The sequence below is a fragment of the Phaeodactylibacter luteus genome (assembly GCF_007993045.1).
In the GTDB taxonomy this organism is placed as follows: Bacteria; Bacteroidota; Bacteroidia; order Chitinophagales; family Saprospiraceae; genus Phaeodactylibacter; species Phaeodactylibacter luteus.
Genome location: NZ_VOOR01000008.1, coordinates 84534 through 106190, shown reverse-complemented (window position 1 = coordinate 106190; position 21657 = coordinate 84534). Strand labels below are relative to the sequence as shown.

The window sequence follows — 21657 nt, the reverse complement described above, 5'->3', positions numbered from 1 at the left end:
TGCAACGGGCTAGCGATGCGCAGGGGTATAAGCCCGCAGGGCCGAGCGGATAGCGAGCCCCGGAGCGTAGCGCCCCCTGCCTTGAGGCGGGGGGAGCCCCCAAAAAAACGCTGAAGACAAGGCCCCGCCAAAATCAGGTAGGGCATAAACGCTCCATTGCTTTGCCTACCCTAAAATCCATATTGACATGAAAGCTTGTTTGTTTTTTATCGCTTTTGCTTTGCCGGTTCTCCTGCCAGCTCAGGCCCCCTTTGCTCCTGTAGGCGCTGAGTGGGGGCATTATATCCAATGCGCCCCTGCCAATTTCCCTTGCCCGCCGGGGTACCCTATTTATTATACTGCGGCGGTAACATCGGATACCATCATACAAGGGAAGTATTGTACCATCATCCCGGAAGCGGATTGGGGGGTGACCCCCAGCACAAATGACTTTCCCGACTTTATTGTGCATCAGGATGGGCATCAAATCTACCGTTATGACCGGGAGGCGGAGGTTTTCAAGCTTGTGCTTGATTTTGCGAAGGAAGCAGGCGAGTCTTGGCAGATGGAAGTGCCCCGTATATGGACAGGGCTTGAAACAGACACCCTCACCCTTACCGTCTTAGAAAGGAGTGGCCCACGAAGGTTGATCAGGGTGAATTCAACGTACTATTTTGACCTGTATGAAGGCTTTGGGAGCATCATACCCAACCGCCGGCTGGGCTTTAGCCCGTCTTGGTTTTACATCAGCCACCCTTTTGTTTGGGACGAACTGACCTGTTATGCGGATCCGTCAGAAGGGCTGCTGTATGAAGGCCCTATGGGGTGTGTTCCGAACCATACAGTGCACCCCCCTTCGGAGCCTTTGCAGTTTCAGGTATACCCCAACCCGGCCAAGGCTGAGGCTATGCTGGCCTGGAATAAGCCCCTGCCTGCTGGCCGGCCGGCATATTGGGTGCTGTCCGGCCTGTCGGGGCAGGTGGCCCTGAAAAAGCCTTTGCTGCCTGGTGGCGCGCAGGAGTGCTCCTTTTCCGTGTGGGGGCTGCCCGAGGGGCTTTACTTTTGGCAGGTGCTATCCGATGGCGTACAGCTTGGGGCCGGGAAGGTAGTAGTGGCCAGGTAAGGGCTGGGCACTTTGCAGGCGCATCGGGCCTAATAATGGCCAAAGCCGCCAAAGCGGAAAGTCAGTGTGCCTGTAGGGCTGCTGAAATCCCGGTTGCCAAGCCCGGGAAGGGCATTGGCGCCGGTGACGATCCGGTAGCCGCCGGTCAGCCCCAACTTAAAAAAGGAGGTCATATTGACCTCAACGCCCACCTCCGGCGTGAGCACCAACAGCCGGTCTTTTGGAAGGCCGTACTGTTCGTGTTGGAGGGTGGCACTGCCCCATCCGGTTTTCAGGCTGGTATAAAGATGAGCTTTGCGCTGAATCTGCTGGACATACCCAAACCAAAGCCCGCCGTGCCTAAACTCCAGCCCGTAGTCTATCTCAAGGATTTCGCCATCTATGTTGCGCTGTATCTTGGCCTCCGGGTAGCCGGTGCCCATGCCATAACCGCCTATGAAAAATTCGTCAAGCATAATGGCTCCGCCCCCGCCTACATCTGCTACGAGCTGGCCGTTGATACTGCTGAACTCCAGTATGGGGCCGCCAAAGCCGCCAAGGGTGTTTACATCGTCAAAAAGCGCATCGTGCTGGGCATGGGCAGGGCTGAGCCCAAGTAGGGTGAACAGCAGCCAAAAGAGCAAAATTTTGTACATCATATCGGTTGGTTTTAGCCATCCGCCACCCTGGCAGGGGGCGAACCTATTGTAATACCATGATGTATTAATAAGTGGTGCTCCCCTATGCGGAGTACATTTTTTTGCGCTTTCCAAATCAAATTTAGCTATGGACTTTCAAAAAGATGTGATCGGCCGAAGTTATGAACGCCCTGTAGTGGTCGACTTTTGGGCGCCCTGGTGCGGCCCCTGCCGTGTCCTTGGCCCTGTGATAGAACAGCTGGCTAGCGAAGAGCAGGACCGGTGGGACCTGGTGAAATTGAATACAGAGGAAGAGCAGCAGCTGGCTGCACAGTACCAGATCCGTAGTATCCCTAATGTAAAAATGTTTTACCGTGGTGAAGTCATAGGCGAATTTGCTGGCGCTTTGTCCCGCCCTCAGATTCAGGAATGGCTGGCGAATACCCTGCCCGATGCTCGTAAGGAGGTGTTGGGGCATATTTTGGACCGCTTGGGCGAAGCGGGGGCCCTCTCCGAGCTGGAAGCTTTTGTAGCTCAATATCCGGATATGCAAGATGCCCGGCTCGCTTTGGCCATGGCCGTCGTAGTGCCTAGCCCAGAAAGGGCATTGGCACTGTTGGCGCCCATCCCTATGGGCAGCCCGCTCCACGATCAGGTAGAAACGGTGCGGGCTTTGGCTGAGCTGATGCAGCACGCCCCGGATCCGAGCGCTGCGGGGCAGGCGCTGCTGCAGGCACAAAACGCACTGAGGGCAGAACAGAATGAGGAGGCTATAAAACAGGTTATACAGGCCGTGATGGCGGACAAGGCTTATGCCAATGACTTGCCGAGGCGGGCCGCTATTGCCTTATTCCATGCTTGGGGCGCTGATGCCCCACTGACGAAGCATTACCGCCGGCGTTTTGATATGGCTTTGTATTAGCACGAAGTGCTGATGGGCTCCGGTAAACACTTTTGGCGTATGGCTGTTAGCCATCCACGGTAAAACGTATTGATCCACAGCAGTTTTAGTGATCGGATTTGGCTTGAAGACCACAAAAAACTGTTCCTTGCTCCCGTGAGGGAGGGCCCGTGCCATTAGTTTTTGGTACGGGCTTCTTGTTGTGCGGATCCCCGATAGGGAGAAAGAAAAAATAGCGCTCAGTGACAAATGTCATGGTGCCAACGCCTGTGCTGCTGTAGATTTGCCCCATCAAAATGAGCCATTCACTAACAGGGCATAGCCCTGTAGTGGACATCTTTTCATACTGCACCCCATTAGCTCGGCGGATACCCGGCATCTACTGGGGATATTTAGTGTTATCGGTTTTTGAACACAGCCCTTCATGCCAGCGGAGGGCTGTGTTTTTTTGCCGGTTAAAGAGGCCAGCATTTGATAAACGGCAAAATATCATCTAGCCTAATCGCTACTGGTAAAGAGGGGTCTTTTCCAGGTACCGGAAGACAGGCTCGGGCACCAGGTAGCGCACAGAATGGCCGTGCTTAAGGCAATTACGGATGTAGCTCGCAGAGATGTGCATCATCGGTGCTTCAAAGAGGTGGACATGGGGGTGGCCGGAGAGCTCGCCCAAGCTGTACTCAGGCCTTTGGTAGACAAAGATTTGGTGCTCAGCGAGGAGGTGCTCAAAGTTTTTCCATTTATGGAGGGTAGCGAGGTTGTCACCGCCCATGATCAGCGTAAAGTCCCGGCTTGGGTATTTTTCTTTGAGGTAGGCCAGAGTGTCTACGGTATAAGAAGGCTTGGGCATTCCGAATTCAATATCAGAGGCCCTCAGCTGCGGGTTGTCTTCAATGGCAATCTGTACAAGGTGGAGGCGGTCATAATCCCGAGCGAGGCTTTTCTTGGGCTTTAAGGGGTTTTGCGGAGACACGACCATCCACACTTCGTCCAGCGGTGTTTGGGTAGCCATGAAGTTGGCGATGATGAGGTGCCCGATATGCACCGGGTTGAAGGAACCAAAGAAGAGCCCGGTTTGGAGTGCCGGCATAGTATTCACTAATTTAGATTACTGCCCGGGAGCTTCTTCCATAAGCTCTTGCAGCAGTGTGTCGGGCAGGTTTTCCAGTATATCGCCTTCTATCTGAACGTCATCTTTAGGCGCATCCACCAGCCATTGCCCGTTGGCTTTCACGAGGTAATAGTCGGAAGTATACTTTTCGTACTGATCCTCCAGCACACAGTTGCAGCGCAAGGTATCCCCAAGGCCTTCGCAATGTATAGCAAGGAATTCAGTTTGGAACAGCGTGCTATCGGGCTGTTCCCCTTCGAGGATGCTGGCAAGCTCAGTGAGCCAATCTTGGTTAGCAGCCGTGCTCAGGCGTTTGGCCTGCTCAAACTTATTCTGATCGACCAAGGCCTGATAAGCTTTGAGCACCTCTTCGGGAGAGGAAGGCGGCGTACTGCCGCTGCCTTCTTCTTTTGCCGAACAGGCCTGGAAAAGCAGGCAGAGTAAAAGCCATGCGCCTATTTTTAGCGGGAGCCTCATAACCTGGGACTTGGCATTTAATTGCTCAACATTACTGGCATGACCAGCATCAGTATCTCTTCCCCTTCCATTTCCTCTGCAGGCAGGAGGATGCCTGCCCGGGTCGGCGTAGACAATTCTATTTTGACTTCATCAGACTCCAGCACATTGAGCATTTCGACCAAGAACTTGGCGTTGAAGCCAATAGTGAGGGGGTCCCCTTCATAGGTGCAGGCCAGCTGCTCGGTGGCCTCATTGGAGAAGTCCAGGTCTTGTGCAGAGATGGTTAGGCTGCCGTCGTTGATATTCAGGATGACCTGATTGGTCGTTTTGTTGGCATAGATGGCAATCCGCTTGAGGGAGTTTTGGAAATCAGAGCGGGCCAGCGTCAGGGTATTCGGGTTATCGACAGGGATGACCGCGTTGTAATCCGGGTAGCGGGCGTCGATAAGGCGGCAGACGAGCTCTGTGTCCCCAAAAGAAAAGAAAGCGTTGGCTGCATTGAAGGAGACGGTCACCTCATCTTTTTCTGGCAGGGAGCCTTTAAGCAGGTTGAGCGCTTTCTTGGGCACGATAAAAGAAGTAGAGACTTCACTGCCGACCTCATTGAAGGTGTATTTCACCAGTTTGTGGGCATCTGTTGCTACAAGCACGAGCTTGTTGAAATCGACTTGGAAGTAGACTCCGGTCATTGCGGGGCGCAGCTCGTCATTGCTGGCCGCAAAAATAGTTTTGGTGATGCCATGCGTCAGTGCCGCACCGTTGATTTTCAGCGTATCCACGGTATCGGGCTGCGGTATATTAGGAAAGTCCTGCCCATCTTCTCCGGCCAGTTTGTACTTGCCATACGCAGAAGTAATTTCGATGCCGAAATTTTCTTCATTGACCGTAAAAGTGATCGGCTGCTGCGGCAGGGCTTTCAGGGTTTCGAGCAGGATTTTGGCGGGCACTGCCACCACGCCGTCTGTATCAGACATGACCTCTATCTCAGTAGTGATGGAAGTTTCCAGGTCCGTTGCGGCGATGCGCAGGCGATTGTTGGAAATCGTAAAGAGGAAGTCTTCCAAAATAGGCAGTACCGGGTTGGAACCAATAGCGCCCCCTACGATTTGGAGGCGTTTGAGAAGCTCTGAGGAAGAAACGCTAAATTTCATAGTCTGTCAGCTAAATTTGACGGATGAAAAAGGGGTGGTTTCACGGGCAGCGGAACTCCCGGTTGTCAGCGTGTTGTTTGTAGTTTCACCTTTGGGCTGTGCAGCCCGGGCGCAAAAACTTACGAACAAGCGCTCGATATGAAAACTCGCCGAAATATCAGCAAAAATAGGATATTTCGGGCATTTTAACATCAATAGTATTCCACAGGTTGTTGATAAGGGCATCAAATGGGCTTTGGCTCATAGCCCTGCCCCAAACAGACGATGAGATATGCCAGACCGTACCCGCCCCCCTCAGATTCATGACATCGCCACCCTGGCCCTCCCTGAGCCCCGCTGCCTGCGGTTGTCCAATGGCATGCCGGCCTACGTAACGAGCAAAGGCACACAGGAAGTGATCAAGCTGGAGGTAGCTTTCCATGCGGGCCGGCCTTTCGAGCGCAAGCCCCTCGTTGCACGGGCAGCTACCAGCCTGCTGCGGGAAGGCGGGGCACGCTACAGTGGGGCTGACGTAGCCGAAATATTGGACTTCTATGGGGGCAGCCTGAGCTTGCCCTTTCAGATGGACACCGCAAACGTTGTCTTGTACAGCCTGAACAAGCACCTCGGGGCTTTGCTGCCGGTGCTGGAGGATGTGCTTTCCTGCCCCCGTTACCCGGAAGAGGAGCTGCAGGCTTTCATCCGCCGCAATCAGCAGCGCCTTGCGGTAGACCTGTCCAAAAACGATACCGTGGCTTATCGCCAAATTACCGAGCTGTTTTTTGGCGAACGCCACCCCTACGGCTACAACAGTACTGCTGCAGCCTACGGAGCATTGCAGCGGCAAGACCTCCTGGCCCACCACGAAAGGCTGTTCCGCGCTGGGAATGCTGCGGTTTTTATCAGCGGCAAAGTTGCGGATAGCGCCTTAGCGGCCATCGATGAGGCACTGAGCCGTGCAGTCCCGCCCGGCGAAGCAGCAGTGCCCGATGTAGCAGCTGTAGAGACCCGCCCTGAACGGGTATATTTTCAGCAGGGCGAGGCCAGCCAATCGGCCCTGCGGATAGGGCGCAAGCTGTTTGGCAAGGGGCACGAAGACTATGAAAGCTTTTACGTGCTGAATACCGTGCTGGGCGGGTACTTTGGCTCCCGCCTCATGGAGAACATACGGGAAGAAAAGGGCTACACGTACAATATTTACAGTATGCTGGACACCATGCGCTACGGGGGCTGCTTTTATGTGGGCACCGAGGTGAGCCAAGCTTATGTGCCGGATACGCTGGAGCAGATCTACCTAGAGATGGAGCGCTTGCAAGAAGAGCTCATCCCGGAGGAAGAGCTGCAGATGGTGCGCAATTATCTGCTAGGCAACTTCCTGACTATGGTGGACGGGCCCTTCAATATCTCGGAAGTGGTGCGCACCTTCGTACTGGAAGGGCAGCCCCTGAGCAAGTTCGGGCAATTGGTGCAGGCGGTGAAGGCTGTACAGCCAGAAAGCCTGCGGCAACTGGCCAGGAAGTATTTCCGGAAGGAAGATATGTGGGAAGTCGTGGTAGGGGCCTGACCCCTTCGCTGCCGGAAAGCGCTGCAGGGCTTCCTTTTCCACTAAAAAATGTGTTGCTTTGTGCCATATTGGCACAAGGAGGGCGCTCCGGCTGGCCAAGTTGCTGTTGCAATGGCGCAAAAACCTATTGCAGCCTCAATATTTTTCTGTTTAACGGTGGAAAAATGCTATTTTCAACGCGGAAATATGGCGCACTCTTGCAATAGCAGGGCGTCAGCTGCGTTATTGGAGCTTACGCAAAAACAGGGTGCGCACGCACGCTAGAACAAATTGAAAAGGAACGGCTAGACGCCAATCAAATCAGGATATAGGCTTAATGAAACTCTTCAGCTTTTTTACCCAAGAACTTGCTATCGACCTTGGCACTGCCAATACCCTCATCATTCAGGACGGCAAGATCGTCGTGGATGAGCCTTCAATTGTTGCGATCAACCGCCGTACAGGCGAAACGATAGCGGTCGGTAACAAGGCCATGCAGATGCACGAGAAAACGCATGAAGAAATCAAAACGGTCCGCCCTCTGAAAGATGGGGTGATCGCAGACTTTCAGGCCGCCGAAAGCATGATTGAAGGCATGATCAATATGATCGGCCGCCGCCGCCGGTTCTTTACTCATATGAAAATGGTGATCTGCATCCCTTCTGGCATTACGGAAGTGGAGAAAAGAGCAGTTTTTGATTCTGCCGACCACGTCGACTCCAAAGAGACTTACCTCATCCACGAGCCTATGGCCGCTGCCCTGGGTATAGGCCTTGACGTGGAAGAGCCCGTCGGCAACATGATCATCGATATTGGGGGGGGCACCACTGAAATCGCTGTTATCGCGCTTTCCGGTATTGTTTGCGACCAGTCTATCCGAATTGCAGGGGACGAGTTCACCAGCGATATCATGAGCTACATGAAGCGGCAGCACAACATCCTGATCGGCGAGCGTACGGCAGAACAGATCAAAATCCATGTGGGCTCTGCCCTACATGAGCTCGAGACCCCACCGGAGGATTATGCCGTCAACGGGCGCGATCTCATGACCGGTATCCCTAAGCAGATCAAAATTTCCTACAGCGAGATTGCCCATTCTTTGGACAAATCCATCTCAAAAATTGAAGATGCCATACTCAAGGCCTTAGAGACGACGCCGCCGGAGCTGGCCTCTGACATCTATCGTACCGGTATTTACCTCACTGGGGGTGGCGCTATGCTGCGCGGTTTGGACAAAAGGGTGGCACAAAAGACCAAGCTCAAAGTCCATATTGCCGAAGACCCCCTGCGTGCTGTTGTGCACGGCACTGGCATTGCGCTCAAGAATACAGACCGGTTCTCCTTCCTCATCGACCGGAAGAGTGTGTAGCTACAACAGTTGCATACGATTGCAAACGATTAAACCTGCGTGGCCATGAGAGGCCTGTTACAGCTTTTTGCGACTTATGGCAACTTCCTGCTGTTCTTGGCTTTGGAAGGGATTGCGCTGTTTATGGCTGTGCAGTTCAACCACCGGCAGCGGGCCATTTGGGGGAATTCTCTTGGGCTGGCAGCGGCTTCTACCGAAGCTACCGTAGACCGCATTGGGGATTATGTTGGCCTCCGGGAGGAAGTCATTCGCCTGCAAGGGGCCAATATAGCGCTGATGGAGCAGTTGGACAACGCCCGCTACCGCAATGCTATCAAGCGGGATACTGCTTTCAGCGAAGCATCGGAGCCGCTCTACACCTTCATAGGGGCTAACGTGGTCAGTAATGAAGTGACTTCACTTTCCAATACTTTCCGGTTGGACAAAGGCCGGCTTCATGGCGTGGAGCCGGGCATGGGTGTGATTGCTACCGAAGGCATAGCTGGCGTGGTGCTGGCTGTCTCCGATCACTTCAGCCTGGTCATGTCTATCCTGCACCGGGAGTCCCGGATCAAGGCTGAGATTGCCAGCAGCGGTTACTTTGGCACCCTGACCTGGAATGGCAAAAGCCCTCGTTACCTGACGCTTGAGGCCATCCCTAAGCACGCTGCGCTGCTAGAGGGCGATACGGTAGTGACAAGCGGCTACTCCAACCTGTTCCCGGAAGGGATCATGGTGGGGAAAGTTGCGGAGATTGCCCTTCCGGCCGGAGAAAACTTCTACCAAGTTAAGGTAGAGCTGGTGAATGACCTGAGCCGCCTGCGCTACGTTTACATTGTGGAAAACCAGATGCGGGAAGAGCACGAACAGCTAGACGAAGTGGCCAATGAGTAACCCGATTGTTGTCAATATCATCCGGTTTGTAGTCCTGCTGCTGTTGCAGGGGCTTTTCCTAAAACGCATTTCTGACGGCTGGGATGGCTGGTTCTACGTGCACGTTATCCTTTACCCTCTTTTTATCCTTTTACTGCCTTTGCGAACGCCCAGGGTAGCCGTGCTGCTCTTGTCTTTCGCACTGGGCTTGGGAGTCGACCTTTTCTATGGCACCCTTGGCATACATACAGCGGCTACTACCTTTATGGGCTATGCCCGCGCCTATATCCTCAATATCCTGGAGCCACGGGAAGGCTACAACGTCAATTACAGCCCCACCGCCAAGCGCATGGGCATGGCCTGGTTTGTACGCTATGCAGCCGTCATGATGGGGCTCCACCTTTTAGCTTATTACAGTGTAGACGCCTTTTCACCGGTCTTTATCCTGGATATCCTGCTCAAGGCCGCTTTCAGCTTCCTCTTATCTATGGCCCTGCTGATTATGGCTACCTATATCTTTAATCCCCAGGATTAAAGCTGTAAATTAGCTCCCTCCCAAATTTAAAAAACGGATTGTGTCTGATACCAACAGCCAACGACAGTATACGATACGCCTGGTGTTCATCATCGGGAGCGTGATGCTCATCCTTCGGGCCATGCAGCTGCAGGTACTAGACCCCACCTACAGCTCAAGCCCTGATGCAACAGCCATAGATGAGCAGATCGTTTACCCTTCCCGGGGCATTATCTATGACCGAAATGGCAAGCTCCTGGTGTACAATGTGCCCATGTACGACCTAATGGCTACTTTCAATCAGCTAGATCCAGAGATGGACACTACGGCTTTTTGCAATCTGCTGGGCATCGATCGGGAGTATTTTGAAAAGACCCTCAATAAAAACTGGAGAGACCCGCGCTTCTCCAAATCGGTCCCGTTCCCTTTCCTCACCAATCTTTCTGCCGAGCAGTTTGCAGCTTTGGAAGAGCGGCTGTATCAATTCCCGGGCTTTGAAGCCCGCCTGCGCCACGCCCGGGGCTACCCCCACCACAATGCTTCTCATGCGCTGGGCTATATACGGGAGGTAGACCAAAATGACCTGAAGAAGTACGAAGGGCTGTATGCCCCCCGCGATTACATCGGCAAAAGCGGGCTGGAACTGGCTTATGAGCCCCTGCTCAAAGGGGAAAAAGGCGTGAAGCTGGTCCTGAAAGACAACCTGGGGCGGGAGGTAGGCCCCTACAAAAATGGCGGGCTGGACGAGCCGGCGATTTCCGGGCAAGACCTTATTACCACTATAGATCTGGAGCTGCAGCAATACGGCGAAGCCCTTATGCAAAACAAGATCGGTGCGATTGTTGCGATTGAGCCCGCTTCTGGGGAAGTGTTGGCCATGGTCAGCAGCCCCGGCTATGACCCCAACCTGCTAGCCATCGGGAGGGGCAAGGGCAATGCTTATGGCCACCTTTCTATAGACCCTGCACAGCCGCTTTTCAACCGCGCCCTGCAAGGGAAGTACCCACCGGGCTCCATTTTTAAGACCATAGTGGCTTTAGTCGGGATGCAGACCGGGGAGCTGGACCCCGACCGGACCATCCCCTGCCAAGGGGCCTACTACTTCAATGGCATGAGGCTTACCGGCTGTCATGGGCACCCTACCTGTTTTGATGTGGAAACCGCCATAGAGCACTCCTGCAATGCTTACTTCGTTACCGCTTTCCGCGAAATTGTGGATGGGCCGGGCACTTTCCGGAACCCGGAAAAAGGCTTGGATGTTTTTAACAGCTACCTAGATAAGTTTGGGCTCGGCAAAGCCTTGGGGATTGACCTGCCGCGCGAGGCCGCTGGCTTTTACCCGACATCGAAATACTATACGGACAAGTTCAATGCTCAGCAAGAAGGGCAGCGCTGGAATTCTATCTGGATCCGCTCCGTTGGCATAGGGCAAGGGGAAATCGAAATGACGAACCTTCAGATGGCCAACCTGGCTGCCATCATTGCCAACCGGGGCTACTATATCACGCCCCATTTGGTCAAGGGCTTCCGCAGTGGCTCCATGGCGCTGCCTGATAAGTATGTCGTCCGCAATAATGTAGGCATCGATAGTGCCCATTTTGAGCCCATTATCGAGGGCATGGAGCGGGTGACTGTTTCGGGTACGGCCCGCTCTGCTTATATCCCGGGCATCCCTGTTTGTGGCAAAACGGGCACAGCAGAGAACAACTTCGGTGAAGACCACTCTGTGTTCTTTGCATTTGCCCCGAAGAAAAACCCTAAAATTGCGATCGTCGCCTATGTTGAGAACTCGGGCTTCGGGGGGACTTACGCTGCGCCCATCGCCAGCCTGATGATTGAAAAATATATCCGGGATAGCATCAGCACCGGCCGCCTTTGGCTGGAAAAACGGATGCTGGATGCAGACTTGATGCCCAAAACAGAACCTTAAGCTATGCTGATTTCTGCAATTGTCGCAGTTGGGCACGGTGGCGTCATCGGCAAAGAAGATGATATCCCTTGGCACTTGCCCGCTGACCTCAAGTATTTTAAGCGCAAAACCCTCAATCACCATGTCATTATGGGGCGCAAGACCTTTGAGTCGATTGGCCGCCCTTTACCCCGGCGCACTAATGTCATTGTTACCAGAAATCCCTTCTTTATTGCATCGAATTGCCTGGTAGTCAATAGCATAGAGGAAGGCTTGAAGCTGGCTGAGGCCAATGGGGAAACGGAAGCCTTCATCATTGGTGGTGGTACCATTTACCAGCAGGGGCTGCCTTTCGTTAGCCGGGTCTACCTTACAGCAGTAGATGTGGCAGTAGAGGGTGGCGAGGCTTTCTTCCCAGAGCTCCCCCGGGAAGATTGGGAAGAGGTCAGCAGTGAGCCGCACCAGCCAGATGATAAAAACCCTCACCCTTACACCTTCAAGGTTTTTGAGCGCAGAGGATAGCCGCCCTTTCTATCTGCGCTCCTATGTTGGCCAAGGCTGGCGGGGGGTAGATTACCGATAGTGGTTGGCTACGACGACTAGCAGCCCGTTGACCAAGTCGTACCAGTTGGTATGCGGATCATTTGTCGATAACGCAATACTAGCATTAGCCTCCGGAATGTACATCAAGATGCTGCGGTAGTCCATCAACGCACCGGTATGCCCCAAATGTACCACGCCATTGTCATCCCAAAGGCGAGTGCCTAAACCGTAATGGTCGCCCCCCACCGCAAAACCATAGTCGGTGGCCATGGCAGCCTTGCTGCTTTCGCTCAGGTAGGTGCCCCCGTATACCGCTTGCCCGAAGCGGGCTACATCAGTAGGGGTGGAGACGATGGCACCTGCCGCCCCAACGCTGGTCAGGTGGTAGTCGTATGAACGGCTATTTTCTGCGAGGCTGTCAATTTTCTGGCTGTAGGTGCTGTAATCGTCTAAGAAGGTATGCTCCAGCCCCAGAGGTTGGAGCAGCCATTGGCCAAAAGCTTCAGCGAGCCCCATCCCTGTGGCTTCCTCAAGCAGGGCGCCAAGGATATAGAAACCGGTATTGGAATACCGGTAGCTGCTGCCGGGCCAGAAGTAAGAGCCCTGAGCTACCGCGTAGCTGTAAATGTCCTCATGTTCCCAGATGCGGGTTTGCCAGTTGCTGCCAGTATAAAAGCCGCCGTCATTGAGGTGGTCTGCCAAACCAGAGGTATGGGTGAGCAGGTGCCGGATAGTGATGGCGATGCCATTGTCCAGCCCCGGGATTTCGATATACTCAAACAGCCGGTCGTCCAGTTCAAAATAACCCTCCTCCGCAAGTTTGAGCACCAAAGCAGCGGTAAAAGCTTTGCTGACGCTCGCTACCCGGTACTGATGCCCAGGGAGCAGGGGTTCTCCCGACCATGCACTGTGGGCGCCACGGGTGGCAGCAATGAGCTGCCCTTCCGGGGTGAGCACAGCGGCAGAAACGCCTAGCATGCCTGTAGTGGCAAACTGGAACTTTGTGCTCAGCTCTGCATTGATTTTTTCCTCTAGGCTATAGTACACCAAGACCGTGAGGGTGAGCTCCCGGCGGGCCTGCTCCAGCCCATCATCCACAATGACAGCAAAGGAGCTTGCTCCCTGATCAGAACGGCTTGGCGTGCCGGTCAAAGCCTGCTCATGCTCGTCGTAAGCCAGCCAGCCGGGCAGGCCTTCAAAGCTAACGGTGAGCTCATCCCCATCCGGGTCTTCGATCGTGAGCCGCAGGGCGAAGGTGGAGTCGGCAATGGCGGTGACGGCAGCAGGTGCTTCGATCGCCGGCGGGCTATTGACCGGGGCAGGCCCCGGGCTGCTTTCTTTAGAACAGCCAAGGATAAGGGATAGAAATAGAAGAAAGGCGAGCACGAGCCCGTTCCGTAAGTGAGGCATAACTAAGCGGGTTTGTCTTTTTTTGGGCATGCACTTCTTGCACCCCGCCTCCTAAGGTAAACAATTCTAGGATATGGAAAAGCTGTGATGCAGCCTTCAATAGGCTAGCCCTTGGTATTGCGAGGCCTACGGTATCACAGCGGCAGCAGGTGGTGCTGATGTACACTTTGCAACAAGAGTATGCCCTATGGCCCAGCTTACTATAGCACCTGAGCTGTTGGCTGAGATAAGGTAGGCAGGACAAGATGTACGGCCCAGCCTGCTTCGTAGGATGGGGCCTGCCCCTGCCCGATGGCAGGTGCCGCTATGCTCCGGGGCTCGCTATCCGCTCGGCCCTGCGGGCTTGCCACCCCTGCGCAGCGCTAGGCCAATGCCAGGCTAGTGCCTTAAGTCATAAATCTCTGATACTTAAGTTGAAGTTATTTCCCGGCTAATCAAGGCGAAGGTTCGCGACTTTAGCCCGAGCTAAAGGAGCGGTTCTTTAACGAAGAGTAGGCGGAAAAGAACGAAACTTGGGGTGGCAAGGATTTATGGCTTGAGGCACTAGTGGTCTGTCAAGTGTTAATTTATGGGTTGAGTGGGAGCGAATTTTGAGGCTAATCAAGGCGGATGTTCCCGCGCATAGCAGCGCTACGTAAGGGGTTATCCAACGAAGAGTAGCCTCAAAAGTCGCCGCAGGCAACCCCTAGTTTTAGCCTTGACAGACCACTAGAGCCCCAAAAGCATAAACGCCTGCGGCATTTGAGTTCACGCCTCAGAAAGAGCGACTGTAGTGTTAATTTGTGATTTTTTCAAAGAACTTTTTGAATGTTTGCACCACATTTCTAAATCAATAAATTGATATGAATTGGGAGAAGACCGCCTTACAGGCTGCACGGATAGCAGCCGATACTGGCCGCTTCCTGAGGCAGGAGCTGGGGCAAGTGCAGCAGGCACAAATCGAGGAGAAGTCGCTGAACAGCTTGGTCAGCTATGTAGATAAGGAAGCCGAGGCCCGCCTGGTAGGCCAACTGGCGAAGCTGGCCCCCGGCTGTACTTTTTTTACAGAGGAGGATAGTGTAGAAAACGAGGACAGTGACCTGCAGTGGATCATCGATCCTCTGGACGGGACGACGAACTTCCTGTACGAGCTGCCGGTATTTTCCGTCAGCCTGGCCCTGAAGGCTGGGGGCGAGCTGGTGCTGGGCGTAGTGCACGAAGTGAACCGGGAGGAAAGCTTCTACGCTTGGGCAGGTGGGGGCGCCTATTGCAACGGCAAACAGATACACTGCAGCCAACGCCCGGGCCTGGCGCAGAGCCTCATCGCAACGGGCTTCCCCTACTACGACTATGCGCATACGGAAGCTTACCTAGAGGTGCTGCGGCACTTTATGGAGCATACCCGTGGCATACGCCGGCTAGGCTCAGCGGCAGTAGACTTGGCGTACACGGCCTGCGGCCGCTTCGATGGCTTTTTCGAGTACAGCCTGCAGCCGTATGATGTGGCCGGCGGGGTGGTGCTGGTGCAGGAAGCCGGCGGGGTGGTAACGGATTTCAGCGGTGGCAGCGGGTATCTGTTTGGCCGGGAAATGGTAGCTTCTAACACCGCCATTGCGGCAGATTTCCTTTCCGTAATACAACGGGCTTTCCGGGCAGGGGGCACTGCGGGGCTGCGCAAGTGATGTGGAGCCCCTTGGCCCGCAGGGCTGAGGAAGGTTCCGAAGGGCGGAACGTAACGCCCCCGGCCACAAGGCATTGCATTGCCGGGGGGGCGCCCTATCTACCTTCAGTATAGACAAAACAGGCGTTTATCGATTGTATGCCGGGGGGCGGCCAGTATTCCTTACTTTTGGCTGAGCCGGGCGCCCACAGCGGGCATCCGGGAAAAGCCCTTTTGCAATGAGTTTACGAGAGACGATCATTTTGGCCCTGCGCACGGTGCGCTCCAACTGGCTGCGGGCTATCTTAACGCTGATGATTATTGCCTTCGGGATTATGGCCCTGGTGGGCATACTGACGGCTATCGATGTAGGCATCAACTCCCTGAGCAGCAATCTGTCCTCCCTGGGGGCCAACACCTTCAATATTGAGCCCAAGGGGGAAGGGGTGCGCGGCAATCAGGGCGGGAGGCGCGAGAAGCGGGGCGAGCCGATCACTTATGATCAGGCGATGGAATTTAAGGCGCGGTACGATTTCCCTGCGCGCACCTCGATATCCCTGCGCTGCAGTGGGATTGCGACCATCAAGCGGGGCAGCGAGAAGACGAACCCGAATATCCCGCTGTACGGGGCGGATGAGAACTACCTGGAGAGCCGGGGGTACGAGCTTTTGGCCGGGCGCAATTTCACCAGCCTCGAAGCTGTACGGGGCGGTGCTATAGCGGTAGTAGGGAAAGAGATTGTGGATGAGCTCTTCAATGGACGGGAAGATAAGGCGCTCGGGCAGTTTATAGGCGCGGGCAATATCAAGCTGAAGGTTGTTGGCGTCTTGAAGTCTAAGGGCTCTGGCATGGGCGATAATGCAGACCGGCAAGTGATCATCCCCTTGCAGCTGGCCAAGCGCTACTATGGCAGCGCCCGCACGAATTACAACCTGATCGTAGCGGTGGACGATGCCACCCAGATTGACATCGGGGCTGATTTTGCGACGGGGCTCTTCCGGAATGTGCGCGGGCTGCAGGCCAAACAGGCCAATGATTTTGAAATAACGAAGAGCAACAGCCTGATTGGGCTGATCCGGGAGAACACGACCTACTTCCGATGGGCCGCGGTGGGCATTGGGCTCATCACCCTGGTAGGGGCAGCGATTGGGCTGATGAACATCATGCTGGTTTCGGTAACGGAGCGCACCCGAGAGATCGGCATTACCAAGGCTTTGGGGGCGAAGAGCAGCACGATACGCACACAATTCCTGACGGAGGCCGTAGCCATAAGCCTGATCGGCGGGATAGTCGGCATTGCGCTTGGGGTCATGGCGGGCAATATTGTGGCGGTCATCTCTGGGGGCAGTTTCCTCTTTCCGTGGGTATGGGTGACTATTGCCATTGTGACGTGTACACTGGTGGGCTTGGTCTCTGGGTTGTACCCTGCAGTGAAGGCTTCTCAGCTAGACCCCATCGAGTCGTTGCGCTATGAGTAGACGGCCTGCCGCTCAGGGGCTCAAAGGGCAATGGCCGGGATAGCCAAGAGCGGGCAAAAGCAGGCAGGAGGATAGCAGGGCTGTATTTTTACAAATACGGAAAGTTGCCCATCTAGTATTTTTTCCGTCAATTAGCCGGATGAAGCGAGAATTCCTGCTCAATATCCTGTTCCTGCTGACGGCCAACCTCCTGATCAAGCCGTTTTACCTATTCGGCATTGACCGGACAGTGCAGAACACCGTGCCGGAAGGGGACTACGGGCTCTACTTCACCCTTTTCAACTTCACCTTCCTCTTCCAGATCATCAACGATTTTGGCATACAGTACTACAACAACCGGAACATAGCGCAGCACCGGCACCTGCTGGGCAAGTATTTCCCCAACATCTTGGTATTGAAGGGGCTGTTGTCTGTAGCCTATCTGGCGCTGTTGCTGATCTTTGGTTTATGGGCTGGCTATACACAAGCCTACTTTGGGATGGTGCTGCTCATTGGCGCCAATCAAGTGCTCACCGGGCTGTTGTTGTTCTTAAGGTCCAATATTTCGGGCCTTGGGCGCTACCGGCTGGACAGCCTGCTGTCTATTACCGACCGCTTGCTGCTCATCATCATCTGCGGGGCGCTGCTCTGGGGGGGGCTGCTGCCCGGCCCATTCCGCATCGAGTGGTTTATCTGGGCACAGACGGCTGCGCTAGGGAGCACCGTACTGCTTGCGATGGCCATACTCAGGCGGCATCTGCCGGTTGTCAGGTTGAGGCTGCACTGGCCTTTTTTATGGATGCTGCTGCGCGACAGCGCGCCCTTTGCATTGAGCATATTCCTGATGTCTGCTTACTACCGGCTGGACGGGGTCATGCTGGAGCGGCTGCTGCCGAACGGGGCAGTGGAAGCGGGCATCTACGCTTCTGCCTACCGCTTGTACGAAGCCAGCAATATGATCGGCTATTTGTTTGCCTCCCTGCTGCTGCCCATTTTTTCGAGGATGCTGAAGGCGGGCGAGCCGGTGAGCGGGCTGGCACAGCTGGGTTTTCAGCTCATCTTCACTGGGGCGCTCAGCCTGTTTGCGGGTGTCTTGTTCTACCCTACCGAGATCATGGAAGCCCTGTACGAGAGCGGGTCGGCTTATTCCGGGCGCATCCTCCGCTATCTGATCGGCAGCTTTGTGGCGGTGGCGGGCACCTACATTTTCGGCACGCTTCTAGTGGCCAACAACAGCATGAAGGCCCTGAACGGGGTTTTTGCGGTAAGCCTTGCCCTGAACTTGGGCCTCAATTTTGCCCTCATCCCTTCGCTGAAGGGGGAAGGGGCTGCCCTGGCGACTTTAGCCACGCAGTTCTTTGTGCTTTCCGCGGAGGTCTACCTTGCGGCAAAACTGCTGGGGCTGCGCTTGGGGCGGGCTTCATTTGCCCTACCCCTTGCCTGGTTCGCCCTGCTGCTGATCACTGGGCGGCAATCTGTGGGCTGGGCTGATGTTTTTTGGGGCTACCGATTTGCCGGGCTGGTAAGCCTGGGCGGGCTGGGCGGGCTGGCGCTGGCCGTAGGCAGCAACCCTGGCTGGAAAAGGTGGCTAAGGCCCAATAAAGCCTGATGCACGCCCCGTGCCGCTGCAAGAATTTGTATTTTGTGCGCCTCAATTGATGACCAAGACCAAGAAAATGCGGGAAGCCTTACTCAATGCGCTGGACAAAGTGGAACGATTGGCCGCAGGCAGCAAATGGGAGCGGGCATTGGCCCTGCCCGCACGCTATGCCTTTGCCATTGGCTACCGGGAAGCACTGTACCGGTTCCGCCCCAAACCGCTGCTTTGTAGCGCCCCTACCTTTTTCGGTGCGCAAATGCAGGTGGCGCTGCCTGCTGGCACAGACCTCTACCTGCTCGGCGGCAAATCCCACCAATCTGAAATCCGGCTGGCCCGCTATATGATACATACCCTGCAGCCTGGGGATGCCTTCGTTGACATCGGGGCGCATTACGGGTACTTTGCACTGCTGGGCTGCACCTTAACCGGTGAACAAGGGGAAGTACTGGCTTTTGAAGCTTCCCGCCCCAATTTCCATATCCTTGCACACAACCTCGCCCCTTATGCTCAGGCCAAGGCCGTGCATGCAGCTGTCTCAGATCAGTCGGCCCCGCTTACCTTCTACGAGTTCGGTGCGCTGTACTCTGAATACAGCACCATGGATATTTCCCAGTTTGAAGGGGAGCCTTGGCTAGACAAGCACCCACCTACCGCGCATACCATTGCAGCCTTGCCCTTGCCCGAGGCGCTGAAGGGCATGCAGCGCTCGCCACGGATGATCAAGATCGACGTAGAAGGGGCCGAAGACAAAGTCATTGCCGGCGGCAGAGCATGGCTGTCTGCCCACCGCCCAGCAATCGTCATGGAATACCTGAGCCAAGAACGGGGCAATACTGCCCACCGCCAAGCGCTCTCTATCTTATCGGGGCTCGGCTACACTTTGCACACCCTATCCGCATCGGGGCGCCCCCTCCCCTGCCCCGACCCAGATGCCTGGCTCGTGCAGCAGGGGGAAGACTCTGACAACCTGCTGTTCCTGCACCCACAGCAACATCAATAGACCTATATGCGCCGGGCCAGCCAGCACAGTGGATAAAATGAGCTGTTCTCAGCTACACGCAGGCTCCTTTTTAGGAACTTGCTCAAAGCTAGGCCGCAAAAAAAGAGAGGTGCAAAAGGCAGGGGCTGCCTCAACATCGCAATGCCCCATCCCATTGCGGCAAGCCTAGTAAGGAAAGTACCGCCGCTGTGCTGCCCGCAGCCACCTCAGGATAGGGACAAGCAGGCGGGGCTGCCCAGCCAGATATAGCTCATCGCGCACTTCCATGAGCAGCCGCCCCAAATGGTTCTGCCCCTCGCCGGTCTTCAGGTCAACGCCCCAGAACTGATCGCCCCATCTGTTGCCCTCCTCCAAATGGCAATTTCCGGTATCGAGCAGGTAGCTGCGGAAAGGCTCGCGGGAAAATTTATCGCGCAGCACCTCGCGCATGACTCCGACCTTGACTTCGTTCCAATCTGGCCGCACCGCTATGCGCCGGCTCATCGCCTTGACACGGCCCGGCGAATTGCCGCCATCTTGGCAGAATGCTTTCCAATCGGGGCATTCGGATTTGGCGCTCATGTACGCGTGCTCCGAGCTCGTATAGGCTGCTCCCCGGAAGAAGACTTCGCAGCGCTTAAAATTTGACAGCCAAGCGTACTGGCCTTTGAAGGTAGTAATCATCAGGGCATAGTTTTAGCGCAGGCTAGCTGCGGAGTTGAACAATGTGATACTCTGCAAGCCTAAACCCCTATCGGCAGCAGGCAAGTTCCGCTGCCGATAAAAAAAGCCAGTACTGTGTAACGTACTGGCTGAACGATATTGCGATATAGTCGGCCAAGCAGCCCGCAGAAGGCTGCTGCCAATTGTAGGAAATGCTTTTCTAAGCCATCAATGCCCATCCATAGCAGGTACCGCTGCTGAGCCAATGAGGAAGGTGCAGCCAAAGTTGACCAGGTAGTCTGCAAAAGCCGCATCGCCATTTCGGGGCTGCCCAGTGGCCAGTTCTGTGGCCCGGTCGGTCAAGCTCTGTGGGCGGTTGCGCCAGAGCGCAATCGGGGCCGACAAGCTGAACGTGAGCTTCCCAAGGGAAACGCCTACCCCAGGCTCTACAGAAGCTACAGCACCTGGGCGCCGGAAACCTCCACTGCCGCCGATCAAGTCGCGGACCGGGATAGCCTCGTAACGTCCGCCGAGCGAGAAACTGAGCGCAGGCAAAGATGGCGCCCAAGATAAACCTGCCCGCAGGGCGTATTGGTCAGGGACAGACATCACGGCTTCATTCGCAAGCACCGGGCTAAGGGTCTCGCGGAAAGTCCGCACCCCATTGGACGCTCTAGGGTTGGCCAGATAAAATGCACTGCCGTACACAGAAAGCGCGGGCGATACCTCTTGGAAAAACTGTAGCTCTAGGGTAGCGCCAAAACCGCCATCGCCGGGTTGAATCGACTGATCTACCGGGCGGACTTGCGGCCCGCCATTTGGCCCCACATTATAGAAGATATCTGTCGCCTGGTAATTGCCGGTCGGCAATTTGATGCCCAGCCCAAGCGCCAGGTTGCCTTTAGGGCTGCGCTCCGGCGACATCAGCCAAAAACCCACTCCAACCCGGACATCGGCAAGCCCTCGGGAGAAGGTCGTATTACGCTCTTCGCGCCCGTGCTCGTACAAGGAGGAGCGCACGTTTTGCACAAAAGGCAAGGTGGCCGTGACGTACAACCGGTTGGTCAGCCCATAATTGAGGCTGAAGTCCCAGGCATGGGCGTGGTTGATGACCTCGGTCCCATTCGCAACACGATCGGGCTCCTCGTGCGTGCCCCTGAAATGCCGGAAAGACTTGAAGTAGCGGTAGTTCATATTCCCTTGCCACTGCCCGGGGCTGAGGAGGGCAGTGGCGGGATTGCTGCCGCCACAGGCGGCATATTGACGGATGGCGACACAGCCCTGCCCATTGAGGGTACTAGACGTAAATGTGATGACGGCTAAAAAGAATAAAGTAAACAGGTATTGGGTATACATGGTGTTGGGTGTTGTAGGTTGAAAAAATAGCAGCGCAAGCTGCCGCACAGCAAAGGCCCTTTGCAAAGGGGCAAAAGCCCGTTTCCTAAGCGCTTATCTAGAGCGGTTTTGTCATGAAAATCAAGAGCTTACCCCCACCTACTGTGCCGGCAGGCCTCTGGCAAAGCCACTACATTCAAGCTTAACGTGCTAAATGAAAATGCAGCAAGAAAGACATGCTCATAAAGTATTGATCTTCAAAACAAACAACTCCAGCCGTGCTCTAAAACCAACTGCAAAAAGCTAACGGGCTCAGCCAAAAATGCCTGTCAGTTGGGAGCTCCGGCACACGAGGTCCGGTATAGCCATCCTAGGCTCAAGTGGCCATGAACAGCCAAGGGAGATTGAACAAGCTTTGAAAACGGCATCTTGCTGCTGAGGACGGCCATACAGGCGGTTTTGCCGAAGGGGCCACCTAATGGCTGCCATTCGGCAGAGCAGTATGGAGTGCAGACAGCATTGAAGAC

At 55.1% G+C, this 21657-nt stretch carries 19 protein-coding genes; 12 read left to right on the top strand and 7 right to left on the bottom strand.

Annotated features, from left to right (window positions below):
- Positions 1–187 precede the first annotated feature (187 nt).
- Complete coding sequence (locus tag FRY97_RS05740) at positions 188–1102, top strand: hypothetical protein (RefSeq protein ID WP_147166482.1); 915 nt, start codon at positions 188–190, stop codon at positions 1100–1102.
- 29 nt (positions 1103–1131) lie between these two features.
- Here FRY97_RS05740 and FRY97_RS05735 read toward each other — a convergent pair whose 3' ends face one another.
- Complete coding sequence (locus FRY97_RS05735) at positions 1132–1740, bottom strand: hypothetical protein (protein ID WP_147166481.1); 609 nt, start codon at positions 1738–1740, stop codon at positions 1132–1134.
- A 127-nt stretch (positions 1741–1867) separates the two neighbouring features.
- Here FRY97_RS05735 and trxA point away from each other — a divergent pair, with 127 nt between their 5' ends.
- Positions 1868–2641: a thioredoxin gene (gene trxA, locus FRY97_RS05730; protein WP_147166480.1), complete on the top strand. Its 774-nt coding sequence runs from the start codon at positions 1868–1870 to the stop codon at positions 2639–2641.
- 484 nt (positions 2642–3125) lie between these two features.
- On the opposite strand, the gene nadD is transcribed toward trxA, so the two are convergent.
- Genes nadD through dnaN form a run of 3 tightly spaced genes read right to left on the bottom strand, consistent with a single transcriptional unit; the run spans position 3126 to position 5338 of the window.
- Positions 3126–3707: a nicotinate (nicotinamide) nucleotide adenylyltransferase gene (gene nadD, locus FRY97_RS05725; protein WP_147166479.1), complete on the bottom strand. Its 582-nt coding sequence runs from the start codon at positions 3705–3707 to the stop codon at positions 3126–3128.
- A gap of 18 nt (positions 3708–3725) precedes the next feature.
- Positions 3726–4205 (bottom strand): hypothetical protein, encoded by a 480-nt coding sequence (locus FRY97_RS05720; protein ID WP_147166478.1) that lies wholly within the window; start codon positions 4203–4205, stop codon positions 3726–3728.
- Positions 4206–4222: 17 nt separating this feature from the next.
- Positions 4223–5338 carry a DNA polymerase III subunit beta gene (dnaN, locus tag FRY97_RS05715; RefSeq protein WP_147166477.1) on the bottom strand — a complete coding sequence of 372 codons (1116 nt, stop codon included), beginning with the start codon at positions 5336–5338 and terminating at the stop codon, positions 4223–4225.
- A gap of 271 nt (positions 5339–5609) precedes the next feature.
- Between dnaN and FRY97_RS05710 the strand changes: the two genes are divergently transcribed.
- The 6 genes from FRY97_RS05710 (at position 5610) to FRY97_RS05685 (ending at position 12026) form a co-directional block, all read left to right on the top strand.
- A complete protein-coding gene (locus tag FRY97_RS05710; RefSeq protein WP_147166476.1) occupies positions 5610–6881 on the top strand; it encodes a M16 family metallopeptidase in 1272 nt (423 codons plus the stop codon).
- Between the two features lie 316 nt (positions 6882–7197).
- A complete protein-coding gene (locus tag FRY97_RS05705; RefSeq protein WP_147166475.1) occupies positions 7198–8229 on the top strand; it encodes a rod shape-determining protein in 1032 nt (343 codons plus the stop codon).
- A 45-nt stretch (positions 8230–8274) separates the two neighbouring features.
- Positions 8275–9102: a rod shape-determining protein MreC gene (gene mreC, locus FRY97_RS05700; RefSeq protein WP_147166474.1), complete on the top strand. Its 828-nt coding sequence runs from the start codon at positions 8275–8277 to the stop codon at positions 9100–9102.
- Complete coding sequence (locus FRY97_RS05695) at positions 9095–9616, top strand: hypothetical protein (protein WP_147166473.1); 522 nt, start codon at positions 9095–9097, stop codon at positions 9614–9616. Before mreC ends, FRY97_RS05695 begins: the two co-directional genes overlap by 8 nt.
- 40 nt (positions 9617–9656) lie before the next feature.
- Positions 9657–11525: a penicillin-binding protein 2 gene (mrdA, locus tag FRY97_RS05690; RefSeq protein ID WP_147166472.1), complete on the top strand. Its 1869-nt coding sequence runs from the start codon at positions 9657–9659 to the stop codon at positions 11523–11525.
- A 3-nt stretch (positions 11526–11528) separates the two neighbouring features.
- The gene (locus FRY97_RS05685) at positions 11529–12026 is read left to right on the top strand and encodes a dihydrofolate reductase (RefSeq protein ID WP_147166471.1); all 498 of its coding nucleotides are present in this window, start codon (positions 11529–11531) and stop codon (positions 12024–12026) included.
- 51 nt (positions 12027–12077) lie between these two features.
- Here the strand turns inward: FRY97_RS05685 and FRY97_RS05680 are convergent, their stop codons facing one another.
- The gene (locus FRY97_RS05680; protein ID WP_170254518.1) at positions 12078–13457 is read right to left on the bottom strand and encodes a serine hydrolase; all 1380 of its coding nucleotides are present in this window, start codon (positions 13455–13457) and stop codon (positions 12078–12080) included.
- A gap of 842 nt (positions 13458–14299) precedes the next feature.
- On the opposite strand from FRY97_RS05680, the gene FRY97_RS05675 reads away from it, so the two are divergent.
- From FRY97_RS05675 to FRY97_RS05660, 4 genes are all read left to right on the top strand, one after another.
- Positions 14300–15118, top strand: a complete 819-nt coding sequence (locus tag FRY97_RS05675; RefSeq protein WP_147166469.1) for an inositol monophosphatase family protein — start codon at positions 14300–14302, stop codon at positions 15116–15118.
- 217 nt (positions 15119–15335) lie between these two features.
- Positions 15336–16574, top strand: coding sequence for an ABC transporter permease (locus FRY97_RS05670; protein ID WP_147166468.1), 1239 nt, complete (start codon positions 15336–15338; stop codon positions 16572–16574).
- Between the two features lie 139 nt (positions 16575–16713).
- A complete protein-coding gene (locus FRY97_RS05665; protein ID WP_147166467.1) occupies positions 16714–18162 on the top strand; it encodes an oligosaccharide flippase family protein in 1449 nt (482 codons plus the stop codon).
- Positions 18163–18211: 49 nt separating this feature from the next.
- Positions 18212–19153 (top strand): FkbM family methyltransferase, encoded by a 942-nt coding sequence (locus FRY97_RS05660; RefSeq protein ID WP_147166466.1) that lies wholly within the window; start codon positions 18212–18214, stop codon positions 19151–19153.
- Positions 19154–19318: 165 nt separating this feature from the next.
- On the opposite strand, the gene FRY97_RS05655 is transcribed toward FRY97_RS05660, so the two are convergent.
- Together FRY97_RS05655 and FRY97_RS05650 are read right to left on the bottom strand one after the other, a co-directional pair.
- A complete protein-coding gene (locus FRY97_RS05655; protein WP_147166465.1) occupies positions 19319–19816 on the bottom strand; it encodes an NADAR family protein in 498 nt (165 codons plus the stop codon).
- Between the two features lie 207 nt (positions 19817–20023).
- The gene (locus tag FRY97_RS05650; RefSeq protein WP_170254517.1) at positions 20024–21151 is read right to left on the bottom strand and encodes a hypothetical protein; all 1128 of its coding nucleotides are present in this window, start codon (positions 21149–21151) and stop codon (positions 20024–20026) included.
- Positions 21152–21657: the final 506 nt, after the last annotated feature.

Excerpts from the sequence above, each read along its gene's own strand:
- trxA (WP_147166480.1), top strand. The coding sequence starts at position 1,868 with ATGGACTTTCAAAAAGATGTGATCGGCCGAAGTTATGAACGCCCTGTA.
- FRY97_RS05665 (WP_147166467.1), top strand. The coding sequence starts at position 16,714 with ATGAAGCGAGAATTCCTGCTCAATATCCTGTTCCTGCTGACGGCCAAC.
- FRY97_RS05650 (WP_170254517.1), bottom strand. The coding sequence starts at position 21,151 with ATGTATACCCAATACCTGTTTACTTTATTCTTTTTAGCCGTCATCACA.
- FRY97_RS05735 (WP_147166481.1), bottom strand. The coding sequence starts at position 1,740 with ATGATGTACAAAATTTTGCTCTTTTGGCTGCTGTTCACCCTACTTGGG.
- FRY97_RS05685 (WP_147166471.1), top strand. The coding sequence starts at position 11,529 with ATGCTGATTTCTGCAATTGTCGCAGTTGGGCACGGTGGCGTCATCGGC.
- nadD (WP_147166479.1), bottom strand. The coding sequence starts at position 3,707 with ATGCCGGCACTCCAAACCGGGCTCTTCTTTGGTTCCTTCAACCCGGTG.
- FRY97_RS05720 (WP_147166478.1), bottom strand. The coding sequence starts at position 4,205 with ATGAGGCTCCCGCTAAAAATAGGCGCATGGCTTTTACTCTGCCTGCTT.
- FRY97_RS05670 (WP_147166468.1), top strand. The coding sequence starts at position 15,336 with ATGAGTTTACGAGAGACGATCATTTTGGCCCTGCGCACGGTGCGCTCC.
- FRY97_RS05660 (WP_147166466.1), top strand. The coding sequence starts at position 18,212 with ATGACCAAGACCAAGAAAATGCGGGAAGCCTTACTCAATGCGCTGGAC.
- mreC (WP_147166474.1), top strand. The coding sequence starts at position 8,275 with ATGAGAGGCCTGTTACAGCTTTTTGCGACTTATGGCAACTTCCTGCTG.
- FRY97_RS05705 (WP_147166475.1), top strand. The coding sequence starts at position 7,198 with ATGAAACTCTTCAGCTTTTTTACCCAAGAACTTGCTATCGACCTTGGC.
- dnaN (WP_147166477.1), bottom strand. The coding sequence starts at position 5,338 with ATGAAATTTAGCGTTTCTTCCTCAGAGCTTCTCAAACGCCTCCAAATC.
- FRY97_RS05680 (WP_170254518.1), bottom strand. The coding sequence starts at position 13,457 with ATGCCTCACTTACGGAACGGGCTCGTGCTCGCCTTTCTTCTATTTCTA.
- FRY97_RS05695 (WP_147166473.1), top strand. The coding sequence starts at position 9,095 with ATGAGTAACCCGATTGTTGTCAATATCATCCGGTTTGTAGTCCTGCTG.
- FRY97_RS05740 (WP_147166482.1), top strand. The coding sequence starts at position 188 with ATGAAAGCTTGTTTGTTTTTTATCGCTTTTGCTTTGCCGGTTCTCCTG.
- FRY97_RS05655 (WP_147166465.1), bottom strand. The coding sequence starts at position 19,816 with ATGATTACTACCTTCAAAGGCCAGTACGCTTGGCTGTCAAATTTTAAG.
- FRY97_RS05710 (WP_147166476.1), top strand. The coding sequence starts at position 5,610 with ATGCCAGACCGTACCCGCCCCCCTCAGATTCATGACATCGCCACCCTG.
- FRY97_RS05675 (WP_147166469.1), top strand. The coding sequence starts at position 14,300 with ATGAATTGGGAGAAGACCGCCTTACAGGCTGCACGGATAGCAGCCGAT.